The following is a 26181-nucleotide window of genomic DNA, read 5'->3' as shown; positions in this document are numbered from 1 at the left end:
TGTTTGAGCTTATCTACCAGGGAGGTAATTTCTTCTGGAGGAACAATTTTTACTTTACCATCTTATAGCTTGTAGCTAATCGCGAGCGCGATTTTAAAAGTTAGAAACAAACATAGCAATATACCTCTCCCGACACAGAAGAGGTTGAAAACCAGATAATTATTTAATATTTAATTGTATTGATTAACAATTGATCGCTTAGCTTAAACTTTTTCTGTAACTACTGTTTCCGCTTCAACTTCTACGGTAGAATTTGTGGCGGTATCTTGCTCGACGGTTTCTTTACGAGACTTAAATTTCTCTATAAATAATTGAGATACCTCTGTAACTAGTAATGTTGCTAACATCACGTCGTCAATTTGTCCCACAATAGGAATAAAATCAGGAGATATATCAATGGGACTGATAAGATAGGCTAGTGTTCCCAGAACCAACCACCAGCGATATTTAGGATGACGAAGAGTATTACGATACCAGTTATAGATCGATGTCATTGATACCTGCATATTTAACCATTTGGTAACTTAACTACTTTCATTTTGGCAGATTATTCTAAAGGGCGTAGTGGTGATAACCTCATTCTCTGGTTTCGGTAAACACGTCAATTGATAAGGGATGAGGAAAGAAAGAAGAAGATGTTAAGCCCAATTATTTTGATTGCAAATTGTTGTCAAAGAATAAGCTGAATAAACTTTGCTTAATAAAAGAATGAGATTTTGACTAAATAGTTTATTATCTAAATTTAGCTGGAAAATTGAATACAGATCGAAAATTACTGTAAGAGAATCTAATGATGTTAGTTTGTCTTTACAAGATAATTGTTGCAGTCAGAGATTACTCCGCCGTGAGACGACGGAGCCTGCTCTGACCGTTGGTCAAAAAGTAATAAGAGCATGATTCAAAATCGTTTGCGTCAATGGATTGTATTAGCCTTCGGAATTGTTATTGGTTTCGCGTTAGTTATCAATTTACCTAATGCTACTGTTGCTCGACAAGCTCCTTTAAATTTGGCGACAGCATCTTTAAAGTTAGAACAATTAGGAACAGGAGTATACTCTTTAATTTCTGATACTGATTACCCTCCTGCTAACGAAAATGTAGCAATCTGTAATGCAGGAATTATTATCGGCGATGATGGCGTTTTAGTAATCGATCCTTTTCAATCAGAAGCTTTGGGAAACTTGTTGTTATCTGAAGTTCAAAAACTAACAGATTTACCTGTTAAGTATGTTATTAATACTCATTTTCATTTCGATCATACTGGGGGGAATAAAGCTATTAAAGCCCAAGAAATTATTTTAATGGGTAGGGGTACAATTCGTGAGGATATGCTGACAAAAAATTTAGAATACGATCCCAATCCCATACCTCCTGAAGTTATTTTAAACAGTGATAGTAGTATCTGGTTAGGAGACAGAGAAATCCAATTAAAAGCAGTTGAAGGTCATTCTGGGGGAACAGATATGATCGCTTATATTCCCGATGCCGATGTATTATTTACAGGGGATATTTTATTCAATCAAAGATTTCCCTATATCGCTGATGGTAGTATTAAAAAATGGCAAAAAACCCTGGATAATTTGATTCAAGAATATCCCAACACTAAAATCGTACCAGGGCATGGCGCGATAGGCGATCGCGGTACTTTGGCAAATCTTAAAAAGTATTTAAACGAGTTAGAAGCTCTGGCTCTAAAATGGAAAGCAAACTCACTTTCAGAAGAAGCAGCCACCGCAAGTGCTTCCGATATTCCTGATGCATATCAAGACTATAAGTTTCAGCAATTGTATTCTAGTAATTTAAAAACTGCCTACCAACAAATAACTTTACCATTAGAATCTAGTCCTGGTTTGTAGAGAGCAAAAAATGAATCAATGTGCGATCGCTTTTGGCAGTAATTTAGGGGATTCCCTCAAAACATTAGAAAGTTCTCTTACAGTTTTAAATAGTACTCCTGGGATTAATTTGTTAGCTGTTTCTAGTTGGTATCAAACCAAACCAATAGGTCCTCCACAGCCTGATTACCTAAACGGTTGTGCAACTTTTAATGTCCAGCAAACTCCTGAAGAATTACTTACATTATTACAAGCTATTGAATTACAATTTGGTAGAGTAAGAAACGAAAAATGGGGAGCAAGAACCTTAGATTTAGATCTTATTTTGTATGATGATTTGATTCTCAATACTAATAACCTAATTATTCCCCATCCCAGAATGAGAGAAAGAGCATTTGTTTTAGTACCTTTAGCTGAAATTGCAGCAGATTGGCAAGAGCCAGTATCGGGAAAAGCGATCGCGCAATTAGTCTCAGAAATAGATCGTTCTGGAGTTACACTTTATGCTTAAAAATTAAGAGTATTTTCTATGAGTATTTCAAGAGTATTTTTATCTATCAAAAAAATATAATAAAAATTTGAGTAATTTAGCATTTTTTTTACTTTTACCAAATAAAAATTATATTTTATAAATGACTTTTGTTTGGCATCAAATCTTAGCATCAAAGTATTTAATACAATAGCTCACTTAAACTATTATATTAATAAATGAACAATAATAAATGATAAATGGTTTTAGAATTCGTCATTAACGCTATCTAGAGTTAAAATTAGAATTAAAATTTTTCCAAACAAACCATGACTATTTCTGATTTTGGGGTCTTTTATGTGGCAGCAGGGCAAAAGTATGTTGATGAAGCCTGTAAGTCAGCTACCAGCTTAAAAAAAATCAATCCTTCTTTAAAAATATCTTTATTATCCGATCGAGAACTTCCAGAACAAGATTTATTTGAAAAGGTTATTTTAGTTGAGGAAAAAGTAACCTGTAGAAACGAAGGACTTTTATTTAAAGTCAAACATTTATATTTTTCTTCTCCTTATCAAAAAACCTTATTTGTGGACACAGACACTTATTTTACCGATGACTGTGCCAGTGGTTTTGATATTTTAAATTATTTCGATCTTGCTTTAGTTCCCGCTCCCGTAGATACCCATTACCCCCAACTAGATTCTGGAAAAAAAATAGAATGTAAGCCTCTAAACACAGGAGTGATTTTATACAATAAAAATGAAAATAACGATTCATTATTTAGTTGTTGGTTAGATACCTATACGAAAAAGCTTACAGTAAATAGTAAATTAAAACAAAGCGATCAAACCTCTTTTGTTGAAGCTTTAATGCAGAGTAAATCAAGAGTTTATCCCTTACCTCCAGAATGGAATGCTCGGTTTTGCTTTATTAATGCCTTTTGTGAGCCTGTAAAAATTCTTCATGGCTATTCTAGTAACATTGAAAAGATTGCTCAAGCGATTAATTCTGCTCCTAAATCTAGTAGAGTCTGGATTCCTCATTTGAAAAAGTGTATTGTTTTTAAACCTTACACTTGGAGACATACTTTAGGAAAAATAAAATTTTTGCGTCAGTTGTTAGGCAAGTAGTATAGAAAGGAAAAAACAGAAAATATGGTACTCTTTGAATAATCTGTGACCACTATCAATAAATAATATGTCAGTAGGCAACGAACCCTCAAAGATTTTAGAACAGCGTCTTTTTTATAAAGGTCGTAAATTCGACTACGAAGTCATTAAATTACGCTTACCCAATGGAGTTGAAGGTAATTGGGAATGTGTTCGCCATCCAGGGGGTGCGTTGGCTGTACCAGTAACCAACGATGGTAAATTTGTGCTGGTAAAACAATATCGTTTCACCGTAGAAGGAAGGCTATTAGAATTCCCTGCTGGTACAGTTGAACCTGACGAAGACCCCGCAGAAACTATTAAACGAGAAATCGAAGAAGAAACTGGTTATACTGCAAAAAGTTGGCAATCTTTGGGCAAATTTATTCTCGCACCTGGCTACTCTGATGAATACATTTACGCTTTTTTAGCTCAAGATTTAGAGAAATTGGAAAACCCGCCTCAACAAGATGAAGATGAAGATATTGAAGTGGTTTTAATGACAGCAGAAGAATTAGAAGCAGCTATTTTAAATGGCGAACCCGTAGATGCCAAATCTATAGCTAGTTTCTATATGGCAAAAGCCATTTTGAATCAATAATTAGCTTTAGATTTTCTTTATTTTTTAAGTAAAGTTACGTAACTTTAAACAAACTTTAAAAACATCTTTTTAAATTAAAAAATCTACAACTTTTAGCGGAGACTTAAAATAGCCAGGGATATTAACATAGATTTGTGGCTAAAAAAAATTGGATCGATATGACTATCAACCCAAAACATCTTTATTTTCTCTGTCTTTCATTTCTATTTGGTAAATAGCAAATTACAATACAGTAGTTAATTTGAAGTTCATAGCAAAATAATTATGGAAAATAGAGTGATTAATATTTTATTGGTAGAGGATGATGAAGTTGATGTAATGAACGTGAAACGAGCGTTTAAAAAGTATAAAATAGGCAATCCTTTGTATACAGCAGGCAATGGCTTAGAAGCTTTGGCTATGTTGCAGGGGCAAAATGGACAGCTTCCTCAAGTACCAGAAAATAGACGCTTGATTTTGTTAGACCTTAATATGCCTAAAATGAATGGTCTGGAGTTTCTTAATCAATTGAGAGAAGATGAAAACTTAAAACGTACTCCCGTAATCGTTCTCACTACCTCAGACGAAGACAAGGATCGCATAGAAGCCTACAATTTGAATGTTGCAGGATACATTTTAAAACCTGTTACCTTTGTTAATTTTGCAGAGGTAATGATTGCCTTGAATAAGTATTGGACTTTGTGTGAAATGCCTTAGTTAGAAAAAGTAAATAAAAAAAATTAATTTTATGTAGAACAATGAGTGAGGAACAGTTTTCGATATTATTGGTGGATGATGATGAAGTCGATCGCTTGATAATAAAACGAGCCTTGAAAAAAGCAGGTTTTCCTGCTTTACTCGTAGAAGTTAACAATGGTCAAGGTGCGATTGCAGAACTTCAAGCGAGAAGTAACGATTTAGTTGGAGCTTCAGAATTTACTTTTTCTTCCCGACCAACCAGTCCGACTAATAATATTTTTGATTTGGTGTTGCTTGATTATCGTTTACCCGATATTGATGGCTTACATCTAATCGCGGAAATTAATGCCTTAAATTTAGATTTACCGATCATTGTTTTGACAGGACAAGGAGATGAAGAAATAGCTGTCGAAATTATGAAAGCGGGAGCCTCAGATTACTTACAAAAGTCTAAAATTGAAGCCAGTAATTTAAGTAAAGCGATCGATAATGCCGTTCGGATTTATCAGGCAGAAAAAGAAGTTGAACTAGTTAATCAGCGTTTACGTGCTAGCAACGAGTTGTTAGTGTTGAAAAATCGAGAATTAGAAAAGCAAAAACAAAAAATTAAATTACAAAATATTCAATTAAAAAAAGCCTACAAACTCAAATCGGAGTTTCTCGCAACCATGTCCCATGAACTGAGAACCCCGATGAATGCTATTATGGGATTTTCTCAACTATTACTGCGTCAGTACCCCGATCCCCTATCTCCTCAGCAAGAAAATCTCATTCAGCGTATTTTTAGTAATAGTAAAAATTTGTTGAATATGATTAATGAAATGTTAGATTTCTCGAAAATTGAATCGGGAAATATAGACTTAAATCCACAAAAATTCGATCTTAACTATTTAATTAAACTAACTGTAGAAGAGCTACGTTCTTTAGCAGTACAAAAACAACTCAATTTAGTTACGGATATCGATCTCAGGAATCAGTTTTTAGTCCAAGATTCTAACTTTATTAAACGTATTTTAATTAACTTACTTTCTAACGCTATTAAATTTACCGAATCGGGAGAAATAAAAGTAAAAGCTTGTGAAATTAACGATACTACAGTTGCTTTCTCTGTCATCGATACAGGTATGGGAATCGCCCCAGAAAATTGTGACAAAATATGGCAAGCTTTTCGACAAGTAGATCAAACTTTTACCCGCCAACATTCAGGAACAGGTTTAGGTTTAGCAATTACTAAATCTCTAGTGACCATGATGGGCGGAAAAATTTTTCTGGAAAGTGAATTAGATAAAGGTTCAACTTTTACGGTAGAAATACCTCGCAGGTATGATGTTTAACGTCATCAAAGTTACTTAATATGAATTATATTTAACAATCTTTTTTATTGCGTAATGTCTCTTACGGAAACTGTGAAAAGCAATTATATTCTAGCGGTAGATGATATTCCTGACAATCTTTTGTTGGTTCAATTAGCTCTGGAACAAGAAGGTCATCACGTTGTTTTGGCTCATAATGGAGAAACAGCGTTAAACCAAATCAAACAAGCTGCTCCTAGTCTTGTTTTATTGGATGTCATGATGCCAGGGATGGATGGTTATGAGGTGACAAGGCATATCCGTCAAGATAAGTCTATACCCTTTATTCCAATACTCTTAGTCACTGCAAGAGAAGAATCTAGCCTAGTAGAAGGATTAGATGCAGGAGCAGATGAATTTGTCCGTAAACCCTTCCAAATCGACGAGTTACAGGCAAGAGTGCGTTCAATGCTGCGCCTTAAAGAAACTATCGATCAAAGAGAAAATTTTGTTTCTTGTTTAACTCACGATTTAGTTTAACTCACGATTTACGCACCCCCTTAGTAGCTGCTAACCGAATGCTGGATTTAATTAACCAAGAGGCTTTTGGTGATGTTACCTGCGAACAACAAGAGGCGGTCGCTAATATTGTCAGTAGCAATGATAATATGCTAGAAATGCTCAATACATTGCTGGAAACTCATCATTACGAATTAGGGCAAAAAATTCTCAGTTTTATCCCTGTGGCTCTTCAGCCGTTAATTAAAGAAGTCGTTACCGAACTTCAGTCTTTAGCAATTGAAAAGGGTATCGAACTAAAATCTAACATTGCCGATGGTATTGACGAGATTAAAGGCGATCGCTTAGAATTACGTCGGGTGATTACTAATTTAGTGGGTAATGCAATTAAGTTTACCGATATTGGCAGCGTTCAAGTGTCTTTATCTCAAAATGATTCTGAAGTTGTACTGCAAGTTACAGATTCAGGAATTGGCATATCTGCTCGAGAACAACAGGCTATTTTTCAACGATACCATCAAGGAAACCATCGACGATCTGGAAAAGGATTGGGATTGTATCTTTGTCAGCAAATCATTCATGCTCATGGAGGAAAAATTACAGTGCAATCTGAATTAGGAAAAGGAACTACTTTTGTTATTTCCATTCCCAAATCTTGATTTTGTTAATGTTTATTGGCGTTGCTGATTGAAGGGATGAAACCGATAGTAATACTGTTCGTAGCTCTAAGCTTTAAGCCTCTTGAATATTAATAAAAAAGTATAATTTTGCTGAATCATCCTCCGATTCAGCAACGCCTGTTTATTTAGTTGATTAAACTTGAACTGAGTTCAAAATACTCATTAACTCTTTCTCGATTGATTGAGGTTGATAACCTATAGCAAAAGCTTTACTACTATCTAAAGAAGTGTCAGGAGAACGAGGTGCTGCCATTACGACATCTTTTTGTTTTCCTGGTTTAATTAAAGATGGGTCATAGTTTAAAATTTTTGCTAGTAATAAGCCAAAATTATAACGAGAAATTCTTTCTTTTCCTCCGAGATGGATAACACCATGAACTCTTTTTTCGATAGCTAATAATAATCCTTTAGCTGCGGTGGTAGCACTAGCGGGAGTACGAAATTCATCTACGAATAAATTAAGTTCTTTTCCTGCTTGTAAGCTAGTAATAAATCCTTGTAAAAAACTATTAGCCACAGGAGAAGGTAAACCAAACATTAAAGGCATTCTGCAAATAGCTGTTGCAGGATATATTTTTAAGATTTCTTGTTCGGCGGTTACTTTTTGCTCTCCGTAATAACAGATAGGAGATACAGGATCGCTTTCTTTATAAGGTGGGTTTTCCCCATCAAAAACTAAATCTGTCGAAGTAAAAGCAAGAGGAATATTTTGTTCTGCACAAAGTCGAGCAATGTTTAAAGATGCAGTAACATTTATACTGTAAGATTCTTCTGGATTTGTTTGACAAAAATTGGGTTTAGAAGCTGCTGCGGTATGAATAACTGCATCAGGTTTAATACTATTAAATAGCTGTTTTAGCTGTTCGTAATCTCTCAAGTCGATTTTAGATAAACTTGTTTGAGGTATAGTAACAGCTTGGCTAAAATAAGTACCATAAACTTGCCAATTTGATTGAGCTTGCTGACATAAATTCCAACCTAAAAATCCACTTGCACCTGTAATTAAAATCTTCATTAATTTAAAATTTAAAGTAAAAAAAATGTGCCAAATCAGCTATGAAATTGGTAATTGAGCAATGAAGTCTGCTTCAATAGATAAAGGAGTTTCTGATAAGCCCCTATTAACGAATTCAGCTAGGGATTTAGAGTTAAGTTGAGGCAAGCAATTACTAACAGAAACTTCTTGATATCGATCGCCTATTAACTGAAAAATTTTAATTTCTCTATTCTGCCAGAACCAAACTTCTTTGACTCCTAATAGTCTGTATTTTTCTAGCTCAATAATACCACCACTACTAAATACTACTTCTATTGCCAAATCAGGAATAGTTTTATCGATCGCAAAAGCATAAGAAACATCTGGTTCTTTGCCTGCTAAGGGTGGATTTTTCAGTCGAGTTGAACCCATAGGATAATAAATTAAATTGTAATGGCGACAATAAGCATTGATTAAAACAATAAAAGTTTGCCCAATATTTTCGTGATTCCTCCCTGGCGACACAATACTAATTACTCCATTAAAATAAGATACAAGATAGCCAGAATAATCTTCAGAATCGAACTTTTCGTAATCAACCCAAGTCATACCAGCTAAACTCAATGTTTGATCTGATTGCATTGCGCGATCGCTATCTATAGGCAGATTCAAATTATTAGTAAACATAGATTTAGTGGCAGGGTAATTATTGAATTGTATATTGTTAGTTTGGATGAAAATAATTATAAATTTCCTGTGCCAAACTTTCACCAATACCAGACACTTCTGTTAACTGTTTAACCGATGCTTCGCGAATGTAATCTATAGAATGAAAATGAGCTAATAATTGCTTTTGACGCTGAAAACCCAATCCTGGTATTTCTTCTAAACGCGATCGCCGATTACTTTTAAGTCTCTGCTGACGATGAAAACTTACAGCAAAACGGTGAGATTCATCCCTAACTCTGCGTAATAGTTGTACTCCTGGTTGTTCGGCTTCCGTTGATAAAGGTTCAGATTCCCCTGGTAAAAAGATTTCTTCGCGTTTTTTGGCTAAACTAACTACTTTTACGACATCTAACAGGTTCATCTCTTGTAAGACTGCTACTACCGCCGATAATTGCCCTTTTCCACCATCAATCATTACTAAGTCAGGAAAATCCCGATCTACCCCCCTTTCTAAGGAAGAATCGAGGGGGGATCGACTTTCTAAGGGGGAAGAAGTTTGATACTTGCGAAATCTACGCCCAATCACTTCCGCCATACTAGCAAAATCATCAGAATGACCAATGGTTACAGTGGGGTTTTTAATCTTATAGTGGCGGTAATGCTGCTTTGCAGGAACACCATCAATAAAAACAACTTGAGAAGCTACCGCATTAGAACCCTGAATATGGGAAATATCATAACCTTCAATGCGCTTGGGGACTTCTGGTAAATCTAAAATGGTGGCTAAATCCAATAAAGATTGGTTATTGCGATCGCTTACTTTTTGCGTTCTTTCCAATTCATATTGGGCGTTGCGTTCCACCATTTCGATCAATTCTGCTTTAGTCTGTCTTTGGGGAACAACTAAGGTAACTTTTCTTCCCTTCTGTTGAGTTAACCATTCAGTAAGTATCTCTCCTTGGGGTAGATCGTGCTGCACTACAATTTCCGTGGGAATTTCTACAGGTTCGACAGTAGTATAGTGCTGTTCTAAGACTTGCTGTAAAATAGCCCCTAAAGTCCCAGATTGAGCATCAGCAAAGAAACCCAACCTACCCACTAACTTACCCGCACGAATTTGAAATAACTGAATGCAACAGTGTTTATCATCGGCTGCTAAAGCGATCGCGTCACGGGAAATAGTATCATCAGGTAGAGATACTTTTTGATCGGCATTTAATCTCTGTAAAGCTAAAGCGCGATCGCGCAATTGGGCTGCTTTTTCAAATTCTAAATTCTCCGCAGCTTTTTCCATTTGCGAATGCAAGCTCTTTACTAATTCATCAGTACGACCCTGAAAGATCATCGCTACCTTTTGCATCATTGTATGATAATCTTCAGGACTAATTAATCCCTGACATACCCCTGGACATTTCCCCAGATCGTAGTTGAGACAGGGACGATCTTTAAACAAAGGTTTGCGCCGTTGACGCATCGGAAAAGCCCGCTTAATAATATGCATGGTGTAGCGTAGCAAGCTAGTATCTACATAAGGGCCATAATAACGATCTTTTGCTTTGTTAGCCCTTCTTTTGCGCGTAATAAAAATACGAGGATAATCATCAGACCAAGTTATGCAAACATAAGGATACTTTTTATCATCTTTCAACAGCACATTATAGTAAGGCTGATGCTTTTTAACTAAATTAGCCTCTAAAGCTAGAGCTTCCGCTTCGGTGTCAGTAACAATAAACTCAATTTCTGCTACCTGACGCACCATCATCGCAATTCTGTCACTCAGTTTTTGAGAATCCCGAAAATAAGACCGAACCCGCGATCGTAGTTTTTTCGATTTTCCAATATAAAGAATATCCCCATTACTACCCCGCATAAAGTATACTCCTGGAGATGTCGGAATTTCCTTCAGGCGAGTTTCTAGTTTTTCTGGTTGTCGTAGGAAAGGTTGGCTTGCTTGAGAGACAGTCACGTAGTTACCCAAAAAAAATGCATCTATATTTAAGGTAAAACTTTTTGGGCAAATGGGTTATTTTTGTTTTAATCTTGATTCGTTTAATTGTGGTAAAAAAGTTCTGAATCTAAAAATAAAAATTTTAGTGTTAAAAGACTTTAGGCAAATTTTCAGCGAGCTTCATAAAATATAATTTAACTTTTGTTAATGTGTCACTGGTGTTAATAAATATAAATCAAAGACATAAAGTTATGATTAAAGCCTAATTTGAGAGTAAAACCTACTTGAGTTTAGTGATATTTTTAGTTAAAGTTAATTTGATGATAAAAGATTAGTGTAAAACAAAAATAAATTGTTTAGTTAAAGAAAACTAATGTCTAAAATTAAACTTGTTGAAGCATCAAATACTAAAATCTTAGTACAACTTGAAGAGAAAACAGCAATTCATGGAGGATCGTTAACTGAGAATGGATTAGAAACATATTACAAGGCTAGTGGGTATAGAGCAGAGTATCTATAAGATTCAAACAGACCTCGAAACCGAAGAGATACTAAAATAATAAAGTTACTCCACAGCACTTGCAAGAAGCCTAGAAGCATAAATTGGTTGAATCTTCTTTAAGTAAAATGCTCTGCCAAGATAATATTAATTCTAAATTAAACGGTTAAAATAACTATTTATAAGTAGTAACGATCATGTCTAATTTTGCCCTCGTTCTTAGTCAATTGCCATTATAGTCTTTCAAACCAATCAAAATGATTCCACCGAATGTCAAACGTTTTTTGATTTCTTTTGAAGAGCATAAGTTATTCGCAGCAACTATTTTTCTTTTCTGTCTGGTTGTGTCCATAGTATTGTGTACTCTGCAACCAAAATCAACAATACAAAAAACAAAGTTTATAGCTAAAGGACAGCTTTCTTACAATAAACCTTCAGTTTTATCTGCCAGTACAAAAGAACAATTGCGGCAGCAAGATATGTTGGTTAATGTGGATTTTCTTCTCGCGTCTCCTGTTCAAAAAAAAATCCGCAACCAATTGCAATTGACAAACCATCAGCTAAAAGAAATTATCACTCGCCAACTCAAGATTAATTTTCTAGAAAATGGCAGCACTCAGATCGTTGACTTGGAATATGTCAATGCAGCTAATCCAGAGGAAGCCATCACAACTCTGAGGGTTATTATGGCAGAAATAATCGAGCAGAGTAGTTTAATTAGCACTTCCCGTAGCTATGAGATCGCATTTACTCCTATAGTATTAGAAGTGCCATCTACCAATTTAGAAGCGACTAATCGTTTTCTCCTTTTATCTACTGGTGCAGGAATTGGTTATCTCTTAGCTGTGGGGGGAATCTTTATCTGGGCTTTGTTGGACGATCGTCTGCATACATTTCAAGAGATACAAGAATTATTTTTAAATAGAGAAGTTCCCGTACTAGGTAATGTTCCTCGGATTGACGATTTTGATTTACACAGTCAAAAGCTGCCAATGATTATTGATAATAATTCTGGTTGCGCAACTTTTTATGCACAAATTTGCCATAACCTGAGCCGTAATAGCTCCTCTGCGATCAAAGTAATTCTAGTTGCTAGCATCATCGACCGAGAAGGGAAAAGTGTTACTGCTTATAATTTAGCGATCGCTTATGCTCGCGCAGGAAAACGAACTTTAGTTATTGAAACAGATTCATATTCTCTTCCCGATAGTGAATGGACACAAGCACAAGCAGATGAAAATGCTAGCCGAGAGCCACTACAATATTTCATCGAAAGCGATCGGGTAATTCGTTTTTTACCAGAGATCCCTAATTTGTATTTGGGAAACAATTCTGGTTCTTATTCTGAATTAGAAAGAGCGATTAAACATTATAGAAATTGTTTCGATCTCGTGATTATCGACACTCTTTCTTTGTCGGAGTGTCAAGATATATTATCAATGGAATCTTTAGCTGATGGTGTTGTCTTAGTCACTCAACCAGGTATTTCTCGCGGAGCGATTTTAGGAGAAACTATCGATCGGTTGATGGAAACGGAGATTCCCTTTTTAGGTGCAGTAATCAACAATACAGAAGAAACATTTTCCATAGCGTAATTGGTTGAGGTACTTATTTTCGAGAATTGGTACTAATTCCTCTCAAGCTGCTTCTAGAACAGACTTCTCACATTAATAACTAAAAAAATAAATGAGTATGATTATCATTCTGTAACGAAAACCGTTATCATTGTCATCAGGATTTATCGTTAGACTTATCTATGTTAGTTGGTAATAATCTATTTAAAAGTGCTATTGCAGCAGCAATCATAATTCTTACAGGGTGCAAAGCTCAAAATAGTAGTTTAAAAGTATTAGCAGAGGAAAAACCCCAGATAATTGGCTCTTACAGTGTTTTGTGTCATTTTCTCGACACTATTGCCCAAGATACTATTGATTTAACTTGTTTAATAGATGGTGGACAAGACCCCCATACTTATCGTCCGACTCCTTCTCAACGTAAAGCCTTAGAACAAGCACGGGTAATTTTTTATGGTGGTTATGATTTTGAACCCCAAATTATTTCTTTGGTTGAAGCTGTAGATGAAAATGTGCCGAAAATAGCAGTTCATGAAGCAGTAGTGACAGACCCCATTATGGCAGAACATCATCATGGTGAAGAAGAACACGATCGAGAAGAACATGACCATGAACATGACCATGAACATGACCATGAACATGAAGGAGAAGCAAAACAAGCCGAAGAATTAGAAGCAGACCCCCATATTTGGCATGACGTTTATAATGCGATCGCCATAATCGAATATCTACAATCTTTACTCTTACAACTTAATCCCTCTCAAGCTACTTTATATCTGGAAAATTCCGCCAAGCTAACAGAAGAATTAACACAACTGCACGTTTGGATACAAGAGCAAATTGCAACCATCCCCGAAGGACAAAGAGTTCTCGTAACTACCCACGACGCTTTAAACTACTACGTTCAAACTTATGAACTAGAAGATTATAAAACTCTTCAGGGCTTAAGTCCCGATGATTCTCCTTCCGCTTCTGATTTACGAAATTTAGTTACAGAAATTAGACAAACCCAAGTCCCGACTATTTTTGCTGAAGCCACAGCCAATAATCGTGTGATCAATAGTGTTGCTCGTGAAGCTGGAGTCAAAATTAGCGATCGCAAATTAATCGTCGATGGCTTAACAGAAGCAGGAACAGATACAGACACCTATAGCAAAATGATGATTCATAATACTTGTGCGATAGTGGATGGCTTGGGAGGGAAATGTCAAGCTCCTAGGGAGTGAGGAAGCATGATGTGATAGTGATGAAAGCTTGCAAGGGTTTGATTTTAACTAGCTAACAGCTATAAGCTTGTTCAACTAATCATTCAATTATTAAAAACAAACTATTAAAAACAAACACCGAAAGGAGACTAAGAGACATAGTCTCCTTTCTTACTATTGCCTTCTGAGATCCCGACTCCTGACTCGGTGACTTCAGTTAGTATTTCCGTTTCATAAGTCAAATCAAGTATAAACTACGTCTTATGACTTAATGTTGAAGATTTTGTGGTCTAATTACCACCAATACTGGGAGCCGATGATAGTCTTTATAGTGAAAAATGTATATAAATTTTCACATATATAAATTTTCAATAAAGATGGCATTAAATCAAAATACATTTCAAGAAGTTAGTAATAGTACAGGTATAGTTTGGTCTAGACAAAGAGGGAACGAAGCTTTTACCGTTAATTGGACAGATTTAAACAACGATGGCAACCTCGACTTGTGGGTAGGTGGTCACGGCTATAATGGCTCTTCCCTGGCTTATCCTGACGGCAAAGTTCCTTATCGCTATATCAATAATGGTGATGGCACATTCACTCTAGATAATTCTGATTTTCGTCGCGGTAGTGGAGGTGATGTTCACGGTTCAACTATTATTGATTTTGATAACGATGGCGACCAGGATGTTTTTAGTTCTGCTGGAGGTCAGTTAGGAGCAGGAGGAGGACAGCCTAATCTGTTCTTTGTTAATAACAACGGAAATTTACAAGAACAAGCAGACTCAAGAGGATTGCAATATACCATTGGTAGAGGTCGTTCTTCTCTTTGGTTTGATGGGAATGGAGATGGACTACTAGATGTTTTGCTTTCAGAAGCAACTAGACCCGATGGAGAAGGGGGAACAGCTTTTTTTCAACAAAGATCTGATGGGACTTTTTTCGATGCTTCAGAACAAGTAGGATTAGATGTAACAGAACCTTCTCGCTATGCTCAATTAGGAGACTTAAACGGTGATGGCAATGTAGATTTATTGATTCATGGTAGTTACAATTTTCCTCTCAAAGTATACAGTTTTTCAGAAGAGGATACTTGGCAGGATATCACCAACGATTTTGCTAATTTGCAAGCTGCACTAGAAGATGCTCCCGATGATACGACAAAAGATTTTGTAGACACTACTGCACCCAGAGATTCGGTGATTGGTGATTTTAATAATGATGGTTTCAACGATATTTTTGTTGTGCGATCGCGTACTGATGTTCTAGCATATAGTGTTTTTCAAGGTTCTGATAATATTATCTCCGCCGATTTGTTTTTACAAGGTGAGCCAGAATTAGGTTTTGAGTTCCAAACTGGTGGAGATGTTGCAATCGATGCGAGATTTGTCAGAACAGAAGCAACCATCAACTTATCAGAAGTGTTTATTGGTTCTTCAGGACGTAACCCCACGACTCAAGAATTAGCAGCCTTTATTGATACAGAAGGGGCTTTGAAAGAGACACCCAATATGGTCAATACCGATGCTCTTAACTTTGTCTTATCTCCTAATGACAGTAGTGTGGTGGGAATTCCCGAAAACAGAACTCAGCAAGGACTATACATCGGTTACGATCCCAGTAGTCAAACCTGGGAAATGCAGCTATCTTCCCCCAGTGACAAAGATACTCAAGTCATAGTAGATTCCACTCAAAATATCTCAAACTTAAATTCTCTTGGTTTTACAACTCCCGACAATTTTGCAGATCTTAACGGTGTTCCTGACGTGCTGTGGATCTATAATCCCAATACTGGTCGTTACGAAGATCGTTCTGCTGCTGCGGGGGTTGACAATGACACGATGGCTCAATCAGTAGTTTCAGGGGATTTTGATAACGATGGCGATTTAGACCTCTATCTTGCCAATGCCAATCCTACGTTCAATGAGCCGAATATTCTTTACGATAATCAGGGAGACGGCACTTTTGTAACTGTACCCCAAGCAGGAGGAGCAGCAGGAGAAACCGTTGGCTCTCATCACTTGGATTTTGAAGTGGGTCAAAGAATCGCTGTAGCTGATTATGACAATAATGGTTTCTTAGATATTTTTGCAGGTTCTACTACTAATGTAACTGCGGTGGGAACAACCTATTTAGGCTCTCCCTCTCAATTATTTCGCAACAATGGTAATGATAACAATTGGCTAGAAATTGACCTTAAAGGAACCGAATCCAACCGTGATGGTATTGGTGCTAGAGTCTTGGTAACTACTCCTGATGGTCAAACTCAACTACGAGAACAAAATAGCGGTATTCATCATTTTGCTCAAAATAGTCAACGAATCCATTTTGGCTTGGGTAGTAACGACCGTATCAGTAATTTAGTGATTGAATGGTCTTCTGGCACTAGACAAGAGTTTAATAATATTAGCGATCTTAACCGCGTTATCAGTATTACTGAAGAAGGTGAGGGTCTGACACCGCCCTTCGAGGGCGGACGGGGTTCTCTAGGGGCTGAATGCGATTCAGCCCACGACCCCTCTGCTTGTATGCCCCGTGATATCGACGATTCTGGAGGAAATTCCCCTGGTGTGGGTGATGATTCCTTGATGGGAACAGATCGAGGCGATCTGTTGTTTGGTAGAGGTGGTAACGATACTATTGTTGGTTTAGAAGGTTCTGATATTCTCAATGGAGACAATGGTAGCGATCGCCTCTATGGTGGGGGCAATAATGATAGTCTTAATGGTGGTAATAGTGATGATATTGTAATTGCTGGAGAAGGTCGAGATACTCTTGTGGGGGGTTCGGGAAATGATGCGCTCACAGGTCAAGGGGGTTTCGATATTTTAGAAGGCGGAGAGGGTAATGATACTCTTGTTGGTGGTAATGGTGAAGATACTATTACTGGTGGTAGTGGTACTGATATTTTACTGGAATCGGGAGATCTTAACTTTACTCTGACTGATGGTCAGTTGGTCGCCCGTGGTACTGATATTTTTAGTGAAGTAGAACAAGCTAATTTAACTGGTGGTGGTAGTAGCAACATCCTAGATGCTTCTGATGCTGGGTTGGAAGTTACTTTGTTTGGTGCTGGAGGAGCAGATATTTTGTTGGGAGGTAGTAGTGATGATGTTCTTACTGGTGGTAGTGGTGCAGATACTCTTACGGGAGGAGCAGGGAACGATCGCTTTACCTATAATAGCATAAGCGATCGCAATGATACCATAGTTGATTTTCAGCCTGGTAGCGACACCCTTAACTTCTCTGCTGCTGGTTTTGGTGGTGATTTAACTTCAAATAATTTCTTGAGTGCCGATCAGTTTACCATAGGCACATCGGCTAGGGATGAAAGCGATCGCTTTATTTACAATAGTGATGATGGTAGTCTCTTCTACGATGCTGATGGTAATGGTTCTGAAAATAAAATCTTGATTACTAGGTTAGAAAATGCTCCTACACTAAGCAACACAGATATTTTTATTGCTAGGTAATAGGCGACTAGACAATCACGCCTGAGTTGATTTTTTAATAAACGGTATACTCACGAGCAACGAGCAACTATAGTCGTTCCAATTAATTTCCTTACGTTGTTAAACACTGGTAAAAGGATGAAGGATGCCTATCACGGATACCGCTTCCGCCTTAGGACTCGGCTTCCCTTTAGGGCATAAAGGATGAAAAGTAGTACTGAGTAACTTGTGGTTTCTATTTGAAATTACTATAACTGACTCGGTGAAATCACATAGTATTTTTGTTTTATACGTAAAATCACGTACAAATTACGTGTCAACTACGTCGTATGACGTAATCTTGAAAATTTTGCCGTTTGACTACGATCAAAATTAGAAGCCAATGATAATCTTTGTACTTAAAGATATCTATCAATTTTCTAATTAAAAATGGCATTAAATCAAAATACTTTTCGAGAAGTTAGTGATAGTGCGGGAATAGTTTGGTCAAGACAACGAGGAGACGAAGCTTTTACCGTTAACTGGACAGATTTAAACAACGATGGCAATCCCGACTTGTGGGTAGGTGGTCACGGCTACAATGGTTCTTCCCAAGCTTTTCCTGATGGCAAAGTACCCTATCGCTATCTCAATAATGGTGATGGCACATTTACCTTGGATAATTCCGATTTTCGTCGCGGTAGTGGGGGTGATATTCATGCTTCAACTATTATCGATTTTGATAACGATGGCGACCAGGATGTTTTTAGTTCTGCTGGAGGTCAGTTAGGAGCAGGAGGAGGACAGCCTAATCTGTTCTTCGTTAACAACGGTGGTAACTTGCAAAACCAAGCAAATTCCCGTGGACTCGAATACACCATTGGTAGAGGTCGTTCTTCTCTCTGGTTTGATGGTAATGGGGATGGACTACTAGATGTTTTGTTCTTAAATGCCACTAGAGCCGATGGAGAGGGTGGAACAGCTTTCTTTCAGCAAAGACCTAATGGAACTTTTTTTAATGCTTCGGCTCAGGTAGGACTGGATGTAACTGAACCTTCCCGCTATGCTCAACTAGCAGACTTAAACGGTGATGGTGGTGTCGAGCTACTGATTCAAGGTACTTATAATTTTCCACTAAAAGTTTATGACATTTCTAGTAATAGTACTTGGCAGGATATCACCAGCGATTTTGACAATTTACAAGCTGCACTGGAAGATGCACCCAGCGACACCACTGAAGATTTTATAGATACTACTGCACCAAGAGATTCTGTAATTGGTGATTTTAACAATGATGGTTTTAATGATATCTTTGTCGTGCGATCGCGTACTGATGTTCTAGCATCTAATGTTTTTCAAGGCTCAGATAGTATTGTCTCCGCAGATTTACTTTTGCAAGGCGAATCCGAAATCGGTTTTAGTTTTCAGACTGGTGGTGATATTGCTGTAGATGTCTTTAACTTTGTGGGGACAGCAGCCAATCTCGATCCTTCTGAAGTGTTTATTGGTTCATCAGGACGCAATCCTAGTAATGCTGAATTAGCAGCCTTTACCGATACAGAAGGAGCTTTAAAAGAAACAGCTAATGTTGTGAATACTGATGTTCCTAATTTTGTTTTATCTCCTGATGACAACAGTACCATAGGCATCACCGAAGATAGAAGTCAAAAGGGACTATATATTGGTTACGAGCCTGGAAGCCAAACCTGGGAAGTTTTACTTTCTTCTCCTAATAATGAAAATATCCAGGTAGCAATAGATTCAACGCAAAGTATTTTTAACTTAAATTCTACTGGTTTTGATACTCCTGAAGATTTTGCCGACCTTAACGGTGTTCCTGACGTGCTTTGGATCTATAATCCCGATACTGGTCGCTACGAAGATCGTTCTGCTGCTGCGGGGGTTAACAATAACACGATGGCTCAATCTACAGTGTCAGGGGATTTTGATAACGATGGCGATTTAGACCTCTACCTTGCCAATGCCAATCCTACGTTCAATGAGCCGAATATTCTTTACGATAATCAGGGAGACGGAACTTTTGTGACCGTACCTCAAGCAGGAGGAGCAGCAGGAGAAACCGTAGGACCCCATCGCTTAGATTTTGAAGTGGGTCAAAGAATCGCTGTGGCTGATTATGACAATAATGGCTTTTTAGATATTTTTGCAGGTTCTACTACAGATCGTTCCTCTGCGGGAACAACCTATTTAGGTAGTCCTTCCCAACTATTTAGTAACAGTGGTAATGATAATAATTGGCTGATCGTCGATCTCGAAGGAACAGAATCCAATCGGGATGGTATTGGAGCCAGAGTTTTCTTAACTACTCCTGATGGTCAAACTCAACTGCGAGAACAAAATAGCGGTATTCATCATTTTGCTCAAAGTAGCCAACGAATTCATTTTGGTTTGGGTGATAATTCCTCAATTGAGAGTTTGGTAATTGAATGGCCTTCTGGTACTAGACAAGAATTTAATAATATTAGCGATCTTAATCGAGTAATTAGCATTACAGAAGATGGAGATATCGGCGAACCTGGAGGACCTGACCCCAGTGCTGGGGATGATTCTTTGACTGGTACTGATGTGGGTGATTTTTTATCTGGTGGTGATGGTAATGATACGGTGATTGGTTTAAAAGGGCCCGATACCCTCAATGGAGACAATGGCAACGATAGCCTTGATGGTGGGGGTAATAATGATAGTCTCAACGGTGGTAATGATGACGATATTTTAGAAGGTGGAGAAGGTGGAGATACCCTAGTTGGCGAAGCTGGTAACGATCTATTAGATGGTGAAGGTGGCTCTGATATTTTAGAGGGTGGAGAAGGTAACGATACCCTTAATGGTGGTAATGGAGATGATACTATTACTGGTGGTAGTGGTACTGATATTGTTACCGAATCAGGAAATGTTGACTTTACCTTAACTAACGATCGATTAGTAGCTCGTGGAACAGATACTCTGAGTGAGATTGAGCAAGTTAGCTTGACTGGTGGTGGTAGTGGTAATACCTTAAATGCTGCTAACACTAGCTTGGAAGTTACTTTATTTGGTGCTGGAGGGCCAGATATTTTGTTGGGAGGTAGTAGTGATGATGTGCTTACTGGTGGTAGTGGTGCAGACACTATAGTAGGAGGAGCAGGGAACGATCTCTTTACCTATAATAGCATAAGCGATCGCAACGATCGCATAGTTGATTTTCAATCTGGTAGCGACACCCTTAACTTCTCTGCTGCTGGTTTTGGCAGTGACTTAACTCCAGATAATTTCTTGAGTGCCGATCGGTTTACCATAGGCATATCTGCAAATGATGAAAGCGATCGTTTTATTTATAATAATGGTGATGGTCGTCTCTTCTACGATGCCGATGGTAATGGTTCAGAAAATAAAATCTTGATTACTAGGTTAGAAGATGCTCCGACAATAAGCAACACAGATATTTTCATTACTGCATAAACAAAAAATGTTTGATGTTGATTAAATTTATGGCGTTGGTGATTTGATGTATGACGTACAAAATGTTTTTGCTCGTAGCTATAAGCTATAAGCTCTAAGCTCTAAGCCTTTTTAATAATAGAAAAGACATAAATTTCAGAAATCATACCTTGATTCACCAACGCCAAATTTATTAATTTTATAGTAGGGTGGGTAATGCACTAAAGTATATGCCCTAAAGGACTTCCTTCGGTCGCCCACCCTTGTATATTGAAAGTAGTGATAGACCGCCGTATCTGTTGCATTCTTGCTTCTAATTGGTATTAAAATACTACATTGCCATGGTGCGAGTTAAACTTGCTTATCCTAAAATTTCTGACAGCAAAAACTGTCCCCTAGAAAAGTGTCTGGTTTTTAAAAAATATGACGGAACAAATCTTCATTGGATTTGGGAAGTTGAACTAGGATGGTATGGTTTTGGCACTCGTCGTAATAGATACGATCTAGATGAAATGGGTATTGCAGAGTTTAATGCTGCTCATCTAGGTTTAGAAGAAGCTCCTAAAATCTTTCTGAGGGATTTTGCTCGTCCCCTAGAAACAATCTTTCGCAAACATCAAAAATATCAATCTCCTGAAATTACTGTATTTACAGAGTTTTTTGGGGTTAATTCATTTGCAGGGATGCACAAACAAGACGATCCTAAAGAACTAGTTCTCTTTGATGTAGAAACAGATCGCGGTATTGTTATTCCAGAGCAATTTACAGAAGATTTTAGTCACTTAAAAATTGCCCAAGTAATTTATCGCGGTAAACTCACTGGTAAGTTTATCGATGATGTTCGTCAAGGAAAATATGATGTAGGCGAGGGTGTGGTGTGTAAAGGTGTAAGTAAAACTAATAATTTGTGGATGGTGAAGATTAAAACCTATGCCTACAGGTCAAAATTAAAACAAGCTTTTCAAGACGATTGGGAAGCTTATTGGGAATAATCCGTTCACAAAATCATAAGTAGTTACTGATATTTACAGATAATGCTCTGGATAATCCCGTTGCCGTGATTTGTCCAAACGAGCTAATAATATAATCGCGCTCTTAGCTCCAAAAGCTTTATATCCATCCTAATATGATAGCTTTTGCGTAACATCAGTAATTAAGAGTTCCTACAAGCCTATCAATAATTATGTTTTTCAGACCGATTGATGACGACATCAAGCTCAGTTTATCCATACCGCAGTATGCAATAGAGCTATTTGAACTAACAGATAACAATAGAACTTTTCTTAAGCAATGGCTACCTTGGTTAGATGGAATCAAAGAGCCTTTGGACACTAAAAAGTTTTTAGAGCGTCAATTACTTAGATTTCAACGATTAGAAGCATTACACACCACTATCTTTTATCAAAATCAAATTGCAGGAGTACTGGGATATAACCAAATAGATCGAGCCAATAATATAGGTCATATAGGCTACTGGCTAGGGCAAGAATATAATGGTAAAGGTATTATGACTAAAAGCGTTCGGGACTTAATAGAAGTAGGGTTTAACTATTATTGTATTGAGCGAATTGATATTAGATGTGCTGTAGAAAATAGTCGTAGTCGTGCTATTCCCGAACGATTAAGCTTTAGAAAAGAGGGCATTATTCGACAAGCTGAAAAACTTTCAGACAAATATGTAGACCATGTGGTTTACGGCTTACTTAAAAATGAATACACATCAAATACTGGCATAATAACCAACTAATATTGTATAAATAAGGGAAAATTAGCAATTTCAATAGGCTTAGAGAAAAGAACAATAAACTCTTATCCCTTCTCACGCATTGCCAAGTCTGTGTTACCTATAGTTAGTTAGACAAAATTTTAATTGCATATTTTTTCTGACTCCAGATGATAAATTGAGAATAAGTATTTGAGCATAATTATTTACACACTCATAATTGACGAGTGAACCTGCTGAGGTTTCCTCAGCCAAGGAACGCACGACTCTTGACTCTTGCCTCTTGCCTCTTGCCTATTTCCACGCTCGTAATCTATTTTGCACGGGTACTTAATAAGCGCAAAACTACCTTTCCTTGGGAGCAATAATGGAATCATCCACCGTAAAAATAACTTCTGCGCCAGTCAATCATTTTCTTACCAAAAAAGACTTACGCGAGGTTCTTCAATACACTAATCGCGTGGGTGTAGCAGTGAAAGTGGCTCGTTATATAGCAGAGAATATCGATTCTCTAATTACTCAGATAACAGCATATCAAATACTCAAGATCGAGCCTCAAGTTCTATATATGTGCCTTAAAGCAATAGAGTTAGATTCAATTGCTGACAACGAAGAGTCTTTAGAAAACCTTGAGGATGAACTAATATTAAAACTTAATTCTCAAGAGCGACAATACCTCATCCAAGGAATTGTTGCGCTTAAAAACAACATTAGTTTAGATAAAGAAGCAACAGAGAAGCTTGGTTACTACTATGACCGATTGCTCGATCTCATTCAAAAATGCCATTTAAAAGAAACAACAGCTTAAAAGCCTTAGCAATTGTCAGATGCGATGAATATATTCGGATAGGTGAAAAGGCTTGTCAAGAGAATTCTAAACTGGCTAGTAGGTGGGAAAAAACTCATGTCTCTTTGGGATTGATTTCCGTATTTTTTTCCATTGTTAGTACGCTGCTTGCTTTTTACCATCAACCTCTATTGGTTGCGGTGATGACTTTCTTGGCAGCATTATCAACAGGAAGCCTTACTTTTTTCAACCCTACTAAACGAGAAATCAGAAGAAAAACTGCGGAAAGCAACTTTCTTGGTTTTGTCAACCGCATTAAAGATTTCAAAATTGCCATTGAATATTCGCAGCTCTCAGATTTGGAAATATTGAATCGACTCGATGAAATTAATAGCGAACTAGAAAGATTGACTAAGGAATTACTGTTATCAATCGATTAATGCATTCTTACTACTTCATCTAATTGTTTTAATCCCATTTCTGATTCCTCGTTTCTTCTTTTTTAACCAGCTATAAGCTTAAAGCTCGCTTGCAAGTTAAAGCTTATAGCTAATAGCCTATAGCTTACAGCTAATCGCGAGCGCGATTTTAATTACCCTAACCATCCAGATAAATTGTGTTTCTGGGTATCGGATAGGTTCTTTATTTGCACTACTTCGTAACCACTGGGTTTAGGTTGTGCCAAAGTAGCATTAACCGTAATTAATTCGTCTTGATGAAAAATAGAGACAACAATGGTATCATTCTCTTTGTAGTCTTTTAAGCGATCGCTAATATTTTGAGCAGTTACCCTAATACCGTCAATAGCTAGTACTTCATCTCCTGGGTCGATACCTGCAATAGCTGCGGGAGAATCTACTTCCACAAATTTAATTACTTCCTTGCCATTTTCTGATTGTATCTTGGCACCAAAATAAGGTACTGGCTCAGATTCTTTGATGGATTTTACTTTTAAGCCGAAGGGTGCAAAATATTTATCGAAAGGTATTTCTTCGGTGGTGTTTAAATAACGATAGAAGAAATCAGTTAAATCTGTCTCTGCGACTTCTGCAATAGTCTGTTTTAAATCTTCGGGAGTAAAACCAATTTCGTCTTTGCCATAACGATGCCATAACAGACGCATCACATCATCTAGGGATTTTTGATTGTGATGTTTCTCTCGAATAATTAAATCTAGTAACAGAGAAACCCATTGCCCTTTTAGGTAATAGGATATCTGATTATTATCGCTATTTGCCTCCCGACGATACAGTTTTATCCAAGCATCAAAACTAGACTCTCCTAGAGGTTGTACGTTACGCCCAGGAATAGTTAAATAACGAGTGAGATCTTTGCTGAGATTTTTTAAAAACTGCTTGCGATTATAAATACCAGCCCGTAAAGGAATTAAGATATCGTAATAACTCGTCGCACCCTCACAAAACCACAATGAAGTAGTGTAATTTTCTTGTTCGTAATCAAAAGTTTCTAACGCTTTAGGGCGAATCCGCTTGACATTCCAAAGATGGAAAAATTCATGCGCCACCAATTGCATAAATCGGTTATACTTATCGCGATCGCGAAATCCTAAACGGGGATAGTTTAAAGTACAACAATCTTTGTGTTCTAAGCCACCGTAACCACTACCAGATAGGTGCAATAAGAATAAATATTTATCATAGGGTAAACCGCCAAAAATCTTGGCTTCGACTTCGATGACTTTTTGCGTATCTTGTATTAGCTGTTCGGGTTTTAAATTACCTTCTCCCCACACTACATACTGATGGGGTTTTCCTAGAGCCTCAAAATCATATACTTGCTGTATCCCTACTTCCACAGGAGTATCTACTAAGGTATCAAAATCTGCTGCGACAAAAGTATTTGGCTTTCCCTCCACAGGATTTAGAGTAGTGCTAATTTGCCAATCTGTACTGGGAGGTAAAATTGCCACTGTAATCGGTTGTTGCTGCAAACCAGGGATAAACATAAACAATGCAGCACCATTAAAATAACCATGAGTACGATCTAGATGATTGGTGCGTACAGTCAAATCGTTAGCAAATACACGATACTTTACCGTAATGGTTTCAGAATTTCCTGTAAATATCTTCCAATGATTTTTACCAACCTTGTTGCTTTTTAAAGACTGTCGAGCATTGCTATCTTGCGCGGTAAAATCTTGAACGTGCCGAGCATATTCTCTCACTAAATAAGAACCAGGAGTCCAGACAGGCATTTTCAACTCTAAGACATCCTGCTGCCAATTGGCAACTTGTAACGTCACTTCAAACAAATGGGAAGCAGGTTGCGACATTCCCACTCGATAAAACATAGTTACGGTATCTGCATCTTGAGTTAATTTCTTGCTTACGGTAGCCTGTGTCATGCTATCCCCTTTGAACCATTTTGTTAGATCCTAGAGTAACGCGGTTTCGCCCTTTTTTACTAATCAATCATTGAGAGCCACTCTGAAAACTTTTGGCAACACAATCTGATAAGGAGTTGCTGAATTGAGGTATCTCAATAATCTTGAATTACACATTCTAGACACAAGGCATTTTGCCCTAGAGGAAGATTTGGAGTTAATTGCTAATTACATTCGCCATTTTGCTAGTTCCAAGAACCTGTGAAAACGTATCTCACTTCATCCTTATTCCTGACTCCTCATTCCTTAAATGCCCTCTCTTTGCTAAGATTTTTAATAGGCTTAATATCAGGAGAACATAAAAA

The 26181-nt window shown here is 37.3% G+C and carries 20 protein-coding genes and 1 pseudogene; 16 read left to right on the top strand and 5 right to left on the bottom strand.

Going from position 1 to position 26181, the window contains the following annotated elements:
• Positions 1–203: 203 nt before the first annotated feature.
• Complete coding sequence (locus H1P_RS02590; protein WP_144863853.1) at positions 204–506, bottom strand: YkvA family protein; 303 nt, start codon at positions 504–506, stop codon at positions 204–206.
• Between the two features lie 387 nt (positions 507–893).
• Here H1P_RS02590 and H1P_RS02585 point away from each other — a divergent pair, with 387 nt between their 5' ends.
• From H1P_RS02585 to H1P_RS39225, 7 genes and pseudogenes are all read left to right on the top strand, one after another.
• Positions 894–1856, top strand: a complete 963-nt coding sequence (locus H1P_RS02585; protein WP_144863851.1) for an MBL fold metallo-hydrolase — start codon at positions 894–896, stop codon at positions 1854–1856.
• A 10-nt stretch (positions 1857–1866) separates the two neighbouring features.
• The gene (gene folK / locus H1P_RS02580; protein ID WP_144863849.1) at positions 1867–2346 is read left to right on the top strand and encodes a 2-amino-4-hydroxy-6-hydroxymethyldihydropteridine diphosphokinase; all 480 of its coding nucleotides are present in this window, start codon (positions 1867–1869) and stop codon (positions 2344–2346) included.
• Positions 2347–2633: 287 nt separating this feature from the next.
• Positions 2634–3434, top strand: a complete 801-nt coding sequence (locus tag H1P_RS02575) for a glycosyltransferase family protein (RefSeq protein WP_144863847.1) — start codon at positions 2634–2636, stop codon at positions 3432–3434.
• Positions 3435–3501: 67 nt separating this feature from the next.
• Complete coding sequence (locus tag H1P_RS02570; RefSeq protein WP_144863845.1) at positions 3502–4053, top strand: NUDIX hydrolase; 552 nt, start codon at positions 3502–3504, stop codon at positions 4051–4053.
• Between the two features lie 264 nt (positions 4054–4317).
• Positions 4318–4749 (top strand): response regulator, encoded by a 432-nt coding sequence (locus H1P_RS02565; protein ID WP_144863843.1) that lies wholly within the window; start codon positions 4318–4320, stop codon positions 4747–4749.
• A gap of 41 nt (positions 4750–4790) precedes the next feature.
• The gene (locus tag H1P_RS02560; RefSeq protein WP_144863841.1) at positions 4791–6065 is read left to right on the top strand and encodes an ATP-binding response regulator; all 1275 of its coding nucleotides are present in this window, start codon (positions 4791–4793) and stop codon (positions 6063–6065) included.
• 54 nt (positions 6066–6119) lie between these two features.
• Positions 6120–7201, top strand: a pseudogene (locus H1P_RS39225) (hybrid sensor histidine kinase/response regulator).
• Between the two features lie 154 nt (positions 7202–7355).
• Here H1P_RS39225 and H1P_RS02550 read toward each other — a convergent pair.
• Genes H1P_RS02550 through uvrC form a run of 3 tightly spaced genes read right to left on the bottom strand, consistent with a single transcriptional unit; the run spans position 7356 to position 10833 of the window.
• Entirely contained in the window at positions 7356–8237 is an 882-nt protein-coding gene (locus H1P_RS02550; protein ID WP_144863839.1) for an SDR family oxidoreductase, read from the bottom strand.
• 39 nt (positions 8238–8276) lie between these two features.
• On the bottom strand, positions 8277–8885 hold the full coding sequence (locus tag H1P_RS02545) for a Uma2 family endonuclease (RefSeq protein WP_144863838.1): 609 nt from the start codon (positions 8883–8885) through the stop codon (positions 8277–8279).
• Between the two features lie 37 nt (positions 8886–8922).
• A complete protein-coding gene (uvrC, locus tag H1P_RS02540; protein WP_144863837.1) occupies positions 8923–10833 on the bottom strand; it encodes an excinuclease ABC subunit UvrC in 1911 nt (636 codons plus the stop codon).
• A 355-nt stretch (positions 10834–11188) separates the two neighbouring features.
• Between uvrC and H1P_RS35660 the strand changes: the two genes are divergently transcribed.
• The 9 genes from H1P_RS35660 to H1P_RS02500 all read left to right on the top strand — a co-directional run bounded on the left by H1P_RS35660 (position 11189) and on the right by H1P_RS02500 (position 23912).
• Entirely contained in the window at positions 11189–11335 is a 147-nt protein-coding gene (locus H1P_RS35660; RefSeq protein ID WP_186375801.1) for a hypothetical protein, read from the top strand.
• A 236-nt stretch (positions 11336–11571) separates the two neighbouring features.
• The gene (locus tag H1P_RS02535; protein WP_144863836.1) at positions 11572–12909 is read left to right on the top strand and encodes a hypothetical protein; all 1338 of its coding nucleotides are present in this window, start codon (positions 11572–11574) and stop codon (positions 12907–12909) included.
• Between the two features lie 161 nt (positions 12910–13070).
• On the top strand, positions 13071–14114 hold the full coding sequence (locus tag H1P_RS02530; RefSeq protein ID WP_144863835.1) for a metal ABC transporter solute-binding protein, Zn/Mn family: 1044 nt from the start codon (positions 13071–13073) through the stop codon (positions 14112–14114).
• Between the two features lie 356 nt (positions 14115–14470).
• Positions 14471–17566, top strand: a complete 3096-nt coding sequence (locus H1P_RS02525; RefSeq protein WP_144863833.1) for an FG-GAP-like repeat-containing protein — start codon at positions 14471–14473, stop codon at positions 17564–17566.
• Positions 17567–17974: 408 nt separating this feature from the next.
• Positions 17975–20983 (top strand): CRTAC homolog protein, encoded by a 3009-nt coding sequence (locus H1P_RS02520; RefSeq protein ID WP_144863831.1) that lies wholly within the window; start codon positions 17975–17977, stop codon positions 20981–20983.
• A gap of 320 nt (positions 20984–21303) precedes the next feature.
• Entirely contained in the window at positions 21304–21954 is a 651-nt protein-coding gene (locus H1P_RS02515) for an RNA ligase family protein (protein WP_144863829.1), read from the top strand.
• A 191-nt stretch (positions 21955–22145) separates the two neighbouring features.
• Complete coding sequence (locus H1P_RS02510; RefSeq protein WP_144863827.1) at positions 22146–22709, top strand: GNAT family N-acetyltransferase; 564 nt, start codon at positions 22146–22148, stop codon at positions 22707–22709.
• 343 nt (positions 22710–23052) lie between these two features.
• A complete protein-coding gene (locus tag H1P_RS02505) occupies positions 23053–23493 on the top strand; it encodes a hypothetical protein (RefSeq protein ID WP_144863825.1) in 441 nt (146 codons plus the stop codon).
• Positions 23466–23912: an SLATT domain-containing protein gene (locus H1P_RS02500; RefSeq protein WP_144863823.1), complete on the top strand. Its 447-nt coding sequence runs from the start codon at positions 23466–23468 to the stop codon at positions 23910–23912. Before H1P_RS02505 ends, H1P_RS02500 begins: the two co-directional genes overlap by 28 nt.
• A gap of 152 nt (positions 23913–24064) precedes the next feature.
• On the opposite strand, the gene H1P_RS02495 is transcribed toward H1P_RS02500, so the two are convergent.
• On the bottom strand, positions 24065–25837 hold the full coding sequence (locus H1P_RS02495) for a M61 family metallopeptidase (protein ID WP_144863822.1): 1773 nt from the start codon (positions 25835–25837) through the stop codon (positions 24065–24067).
• Positions 25838–26181: the final 344 nt, after the last annotated feature.

It is taken from the genome of Hyella patelloides LEGE 07179 (assembly GCF_900659865.1).
GTDB lineage: Bacteria > Cyanobacteriota > Cyanobacteriia > Cyanobacteriales > Xenococcaceae > Hyella > Hyella patelloides.
Note: the sequence above shows the minus strand (reverse complement) of the source record. Positions and strands in the feature narration are given on the sequence as shown.

Bases quoted from the DNA above. Each gene is read 5' to 3' on its own strand.
- H1P_RS02545 (WP_144863838.1), bottom strand. From the start codon at position 8,885: ATGTTTACTAATAATTTGAATCTGCCTATAGATAGCGATCGCGCAATG.
- H1P_RS02575 (WP_144863847.1), top strand. From the start codon at position 2,634: ATGACTATTTCTGATTTTGGGGTCTTTTATGTGGCAGCAGGGCAAAAG.
- H1P_RS02565 (WP_144863843.1), top strand. From the start codon at position 4,318: ATGGAAAATAGAGTGATTAATATTTTATTGGTAGAGGATGATGAAGTT.
- H1P_RS02505 (WP_144863825.1), top strand. From the start codon at position 23,053: ATGGAATCATCCACCGTAAAAATAACTTCTGCGCCAGTCAATCATTTT.
- H1P_RS02535 (WP_144863836.1), top strand. From the start codon at position 11,572: ATGATTCCACCGAATGTCAAACGTTTTTTGATTTCTTTTGAAGAGCAT.
- H1P_RS02560 (WP_144863841.1), top strand. From the start codon at position 4,791: ATGAGTGAGGAACAGTTTTCGATATTATTGGTGGATGATGATGAAGTC.
- folK (WP_144863849.1), top strand. From the start codon at position 1,867: ATGAATCAATGTGCGATCGCTTTTGGCAGTAATTTAGGGGATTCCCTC.
- H1P_RS02525 (WP_144863833.1), top strand. From the start codon at position 14,471: ATGGCATTAAATCAAAATACATTTCAAGAAGTTAGTAATAGTACAGGT.
- H1P_RS35660 (WP_186375801.1), top strand. From the start codon at position 11,189: ATGTCTAAAATTAAACTTGTTGAAGCATCAAATACTAAAATCTTAGTA.
- H1P_RS02570 (WP_144863845.1), top strand. From the start codon at position 3,502: ATGTCAGTAGGCAACGAACCCTCAAAGATTTTAGAACAGCGTCTTTTT.
- H1P_RS02550 (WP_144863839.1), bottom strand. From the start codon at position 8,237: ATGAAGATTTTAATTACAGGTGCAAGTGGATTTTTAGGTTGGAATTTA.
- H1P_RS02530 (WP_144863835.1), top strand. From the start codon at position 13,071: ATGTTAGTTGGTAATAATCTATTTAAAAGTGCTATTGCAGCAGCAATC.
- H1P_RS02590 (WP_144863853.1), bottom strand. From the start codon at position 506: ATGCAGGTATCAATGACATCGATCTATAACTGGTATCGTAATACTCTT.
- H1P_RS02515 (WP_144863829.1), top strand. From the start codon at position 21,304: ATGGTGCGAGTTAAACTTGCTTATCCTAAAATTTCTGACAGCAAAAAC.
- H1P_RS02520 (WP_144863831.1), top strand. From the start codon at position 17,975: ATGGCATTAAATCAAAATACTTTTCGAGAAGTTAGTGATAGTGCGGGA.
- H1P_RS02500 (WP_144863823.1), top strand. From the start codon at position 23,466: ATGCCATTTAAAAGAAACAACAGCTTAAAAGCCTTAGCAATTGTCAGA.
- H1P_RS02585 (WP_144863851.1), top strand. From the start codon at position 894: ATGATTCAAAATCGTTTGCGTCAATGGATTGTATTAGCCTTCGGAATT.
- H1P_RS02495 (WP_144863822.1), bottom strand. From the start codon at position 25,837: ATGACACAGGCTACCGTAAGCAAGAAATTAACTCAAGATGCAGATACC.
- H1P_RS02510 (WP_144863827.1), top strand. From the start codon at position 22,146: ATGTTTTTCAGACCGATTGATGACGACATCAAGCTCAGTTTATCCATA.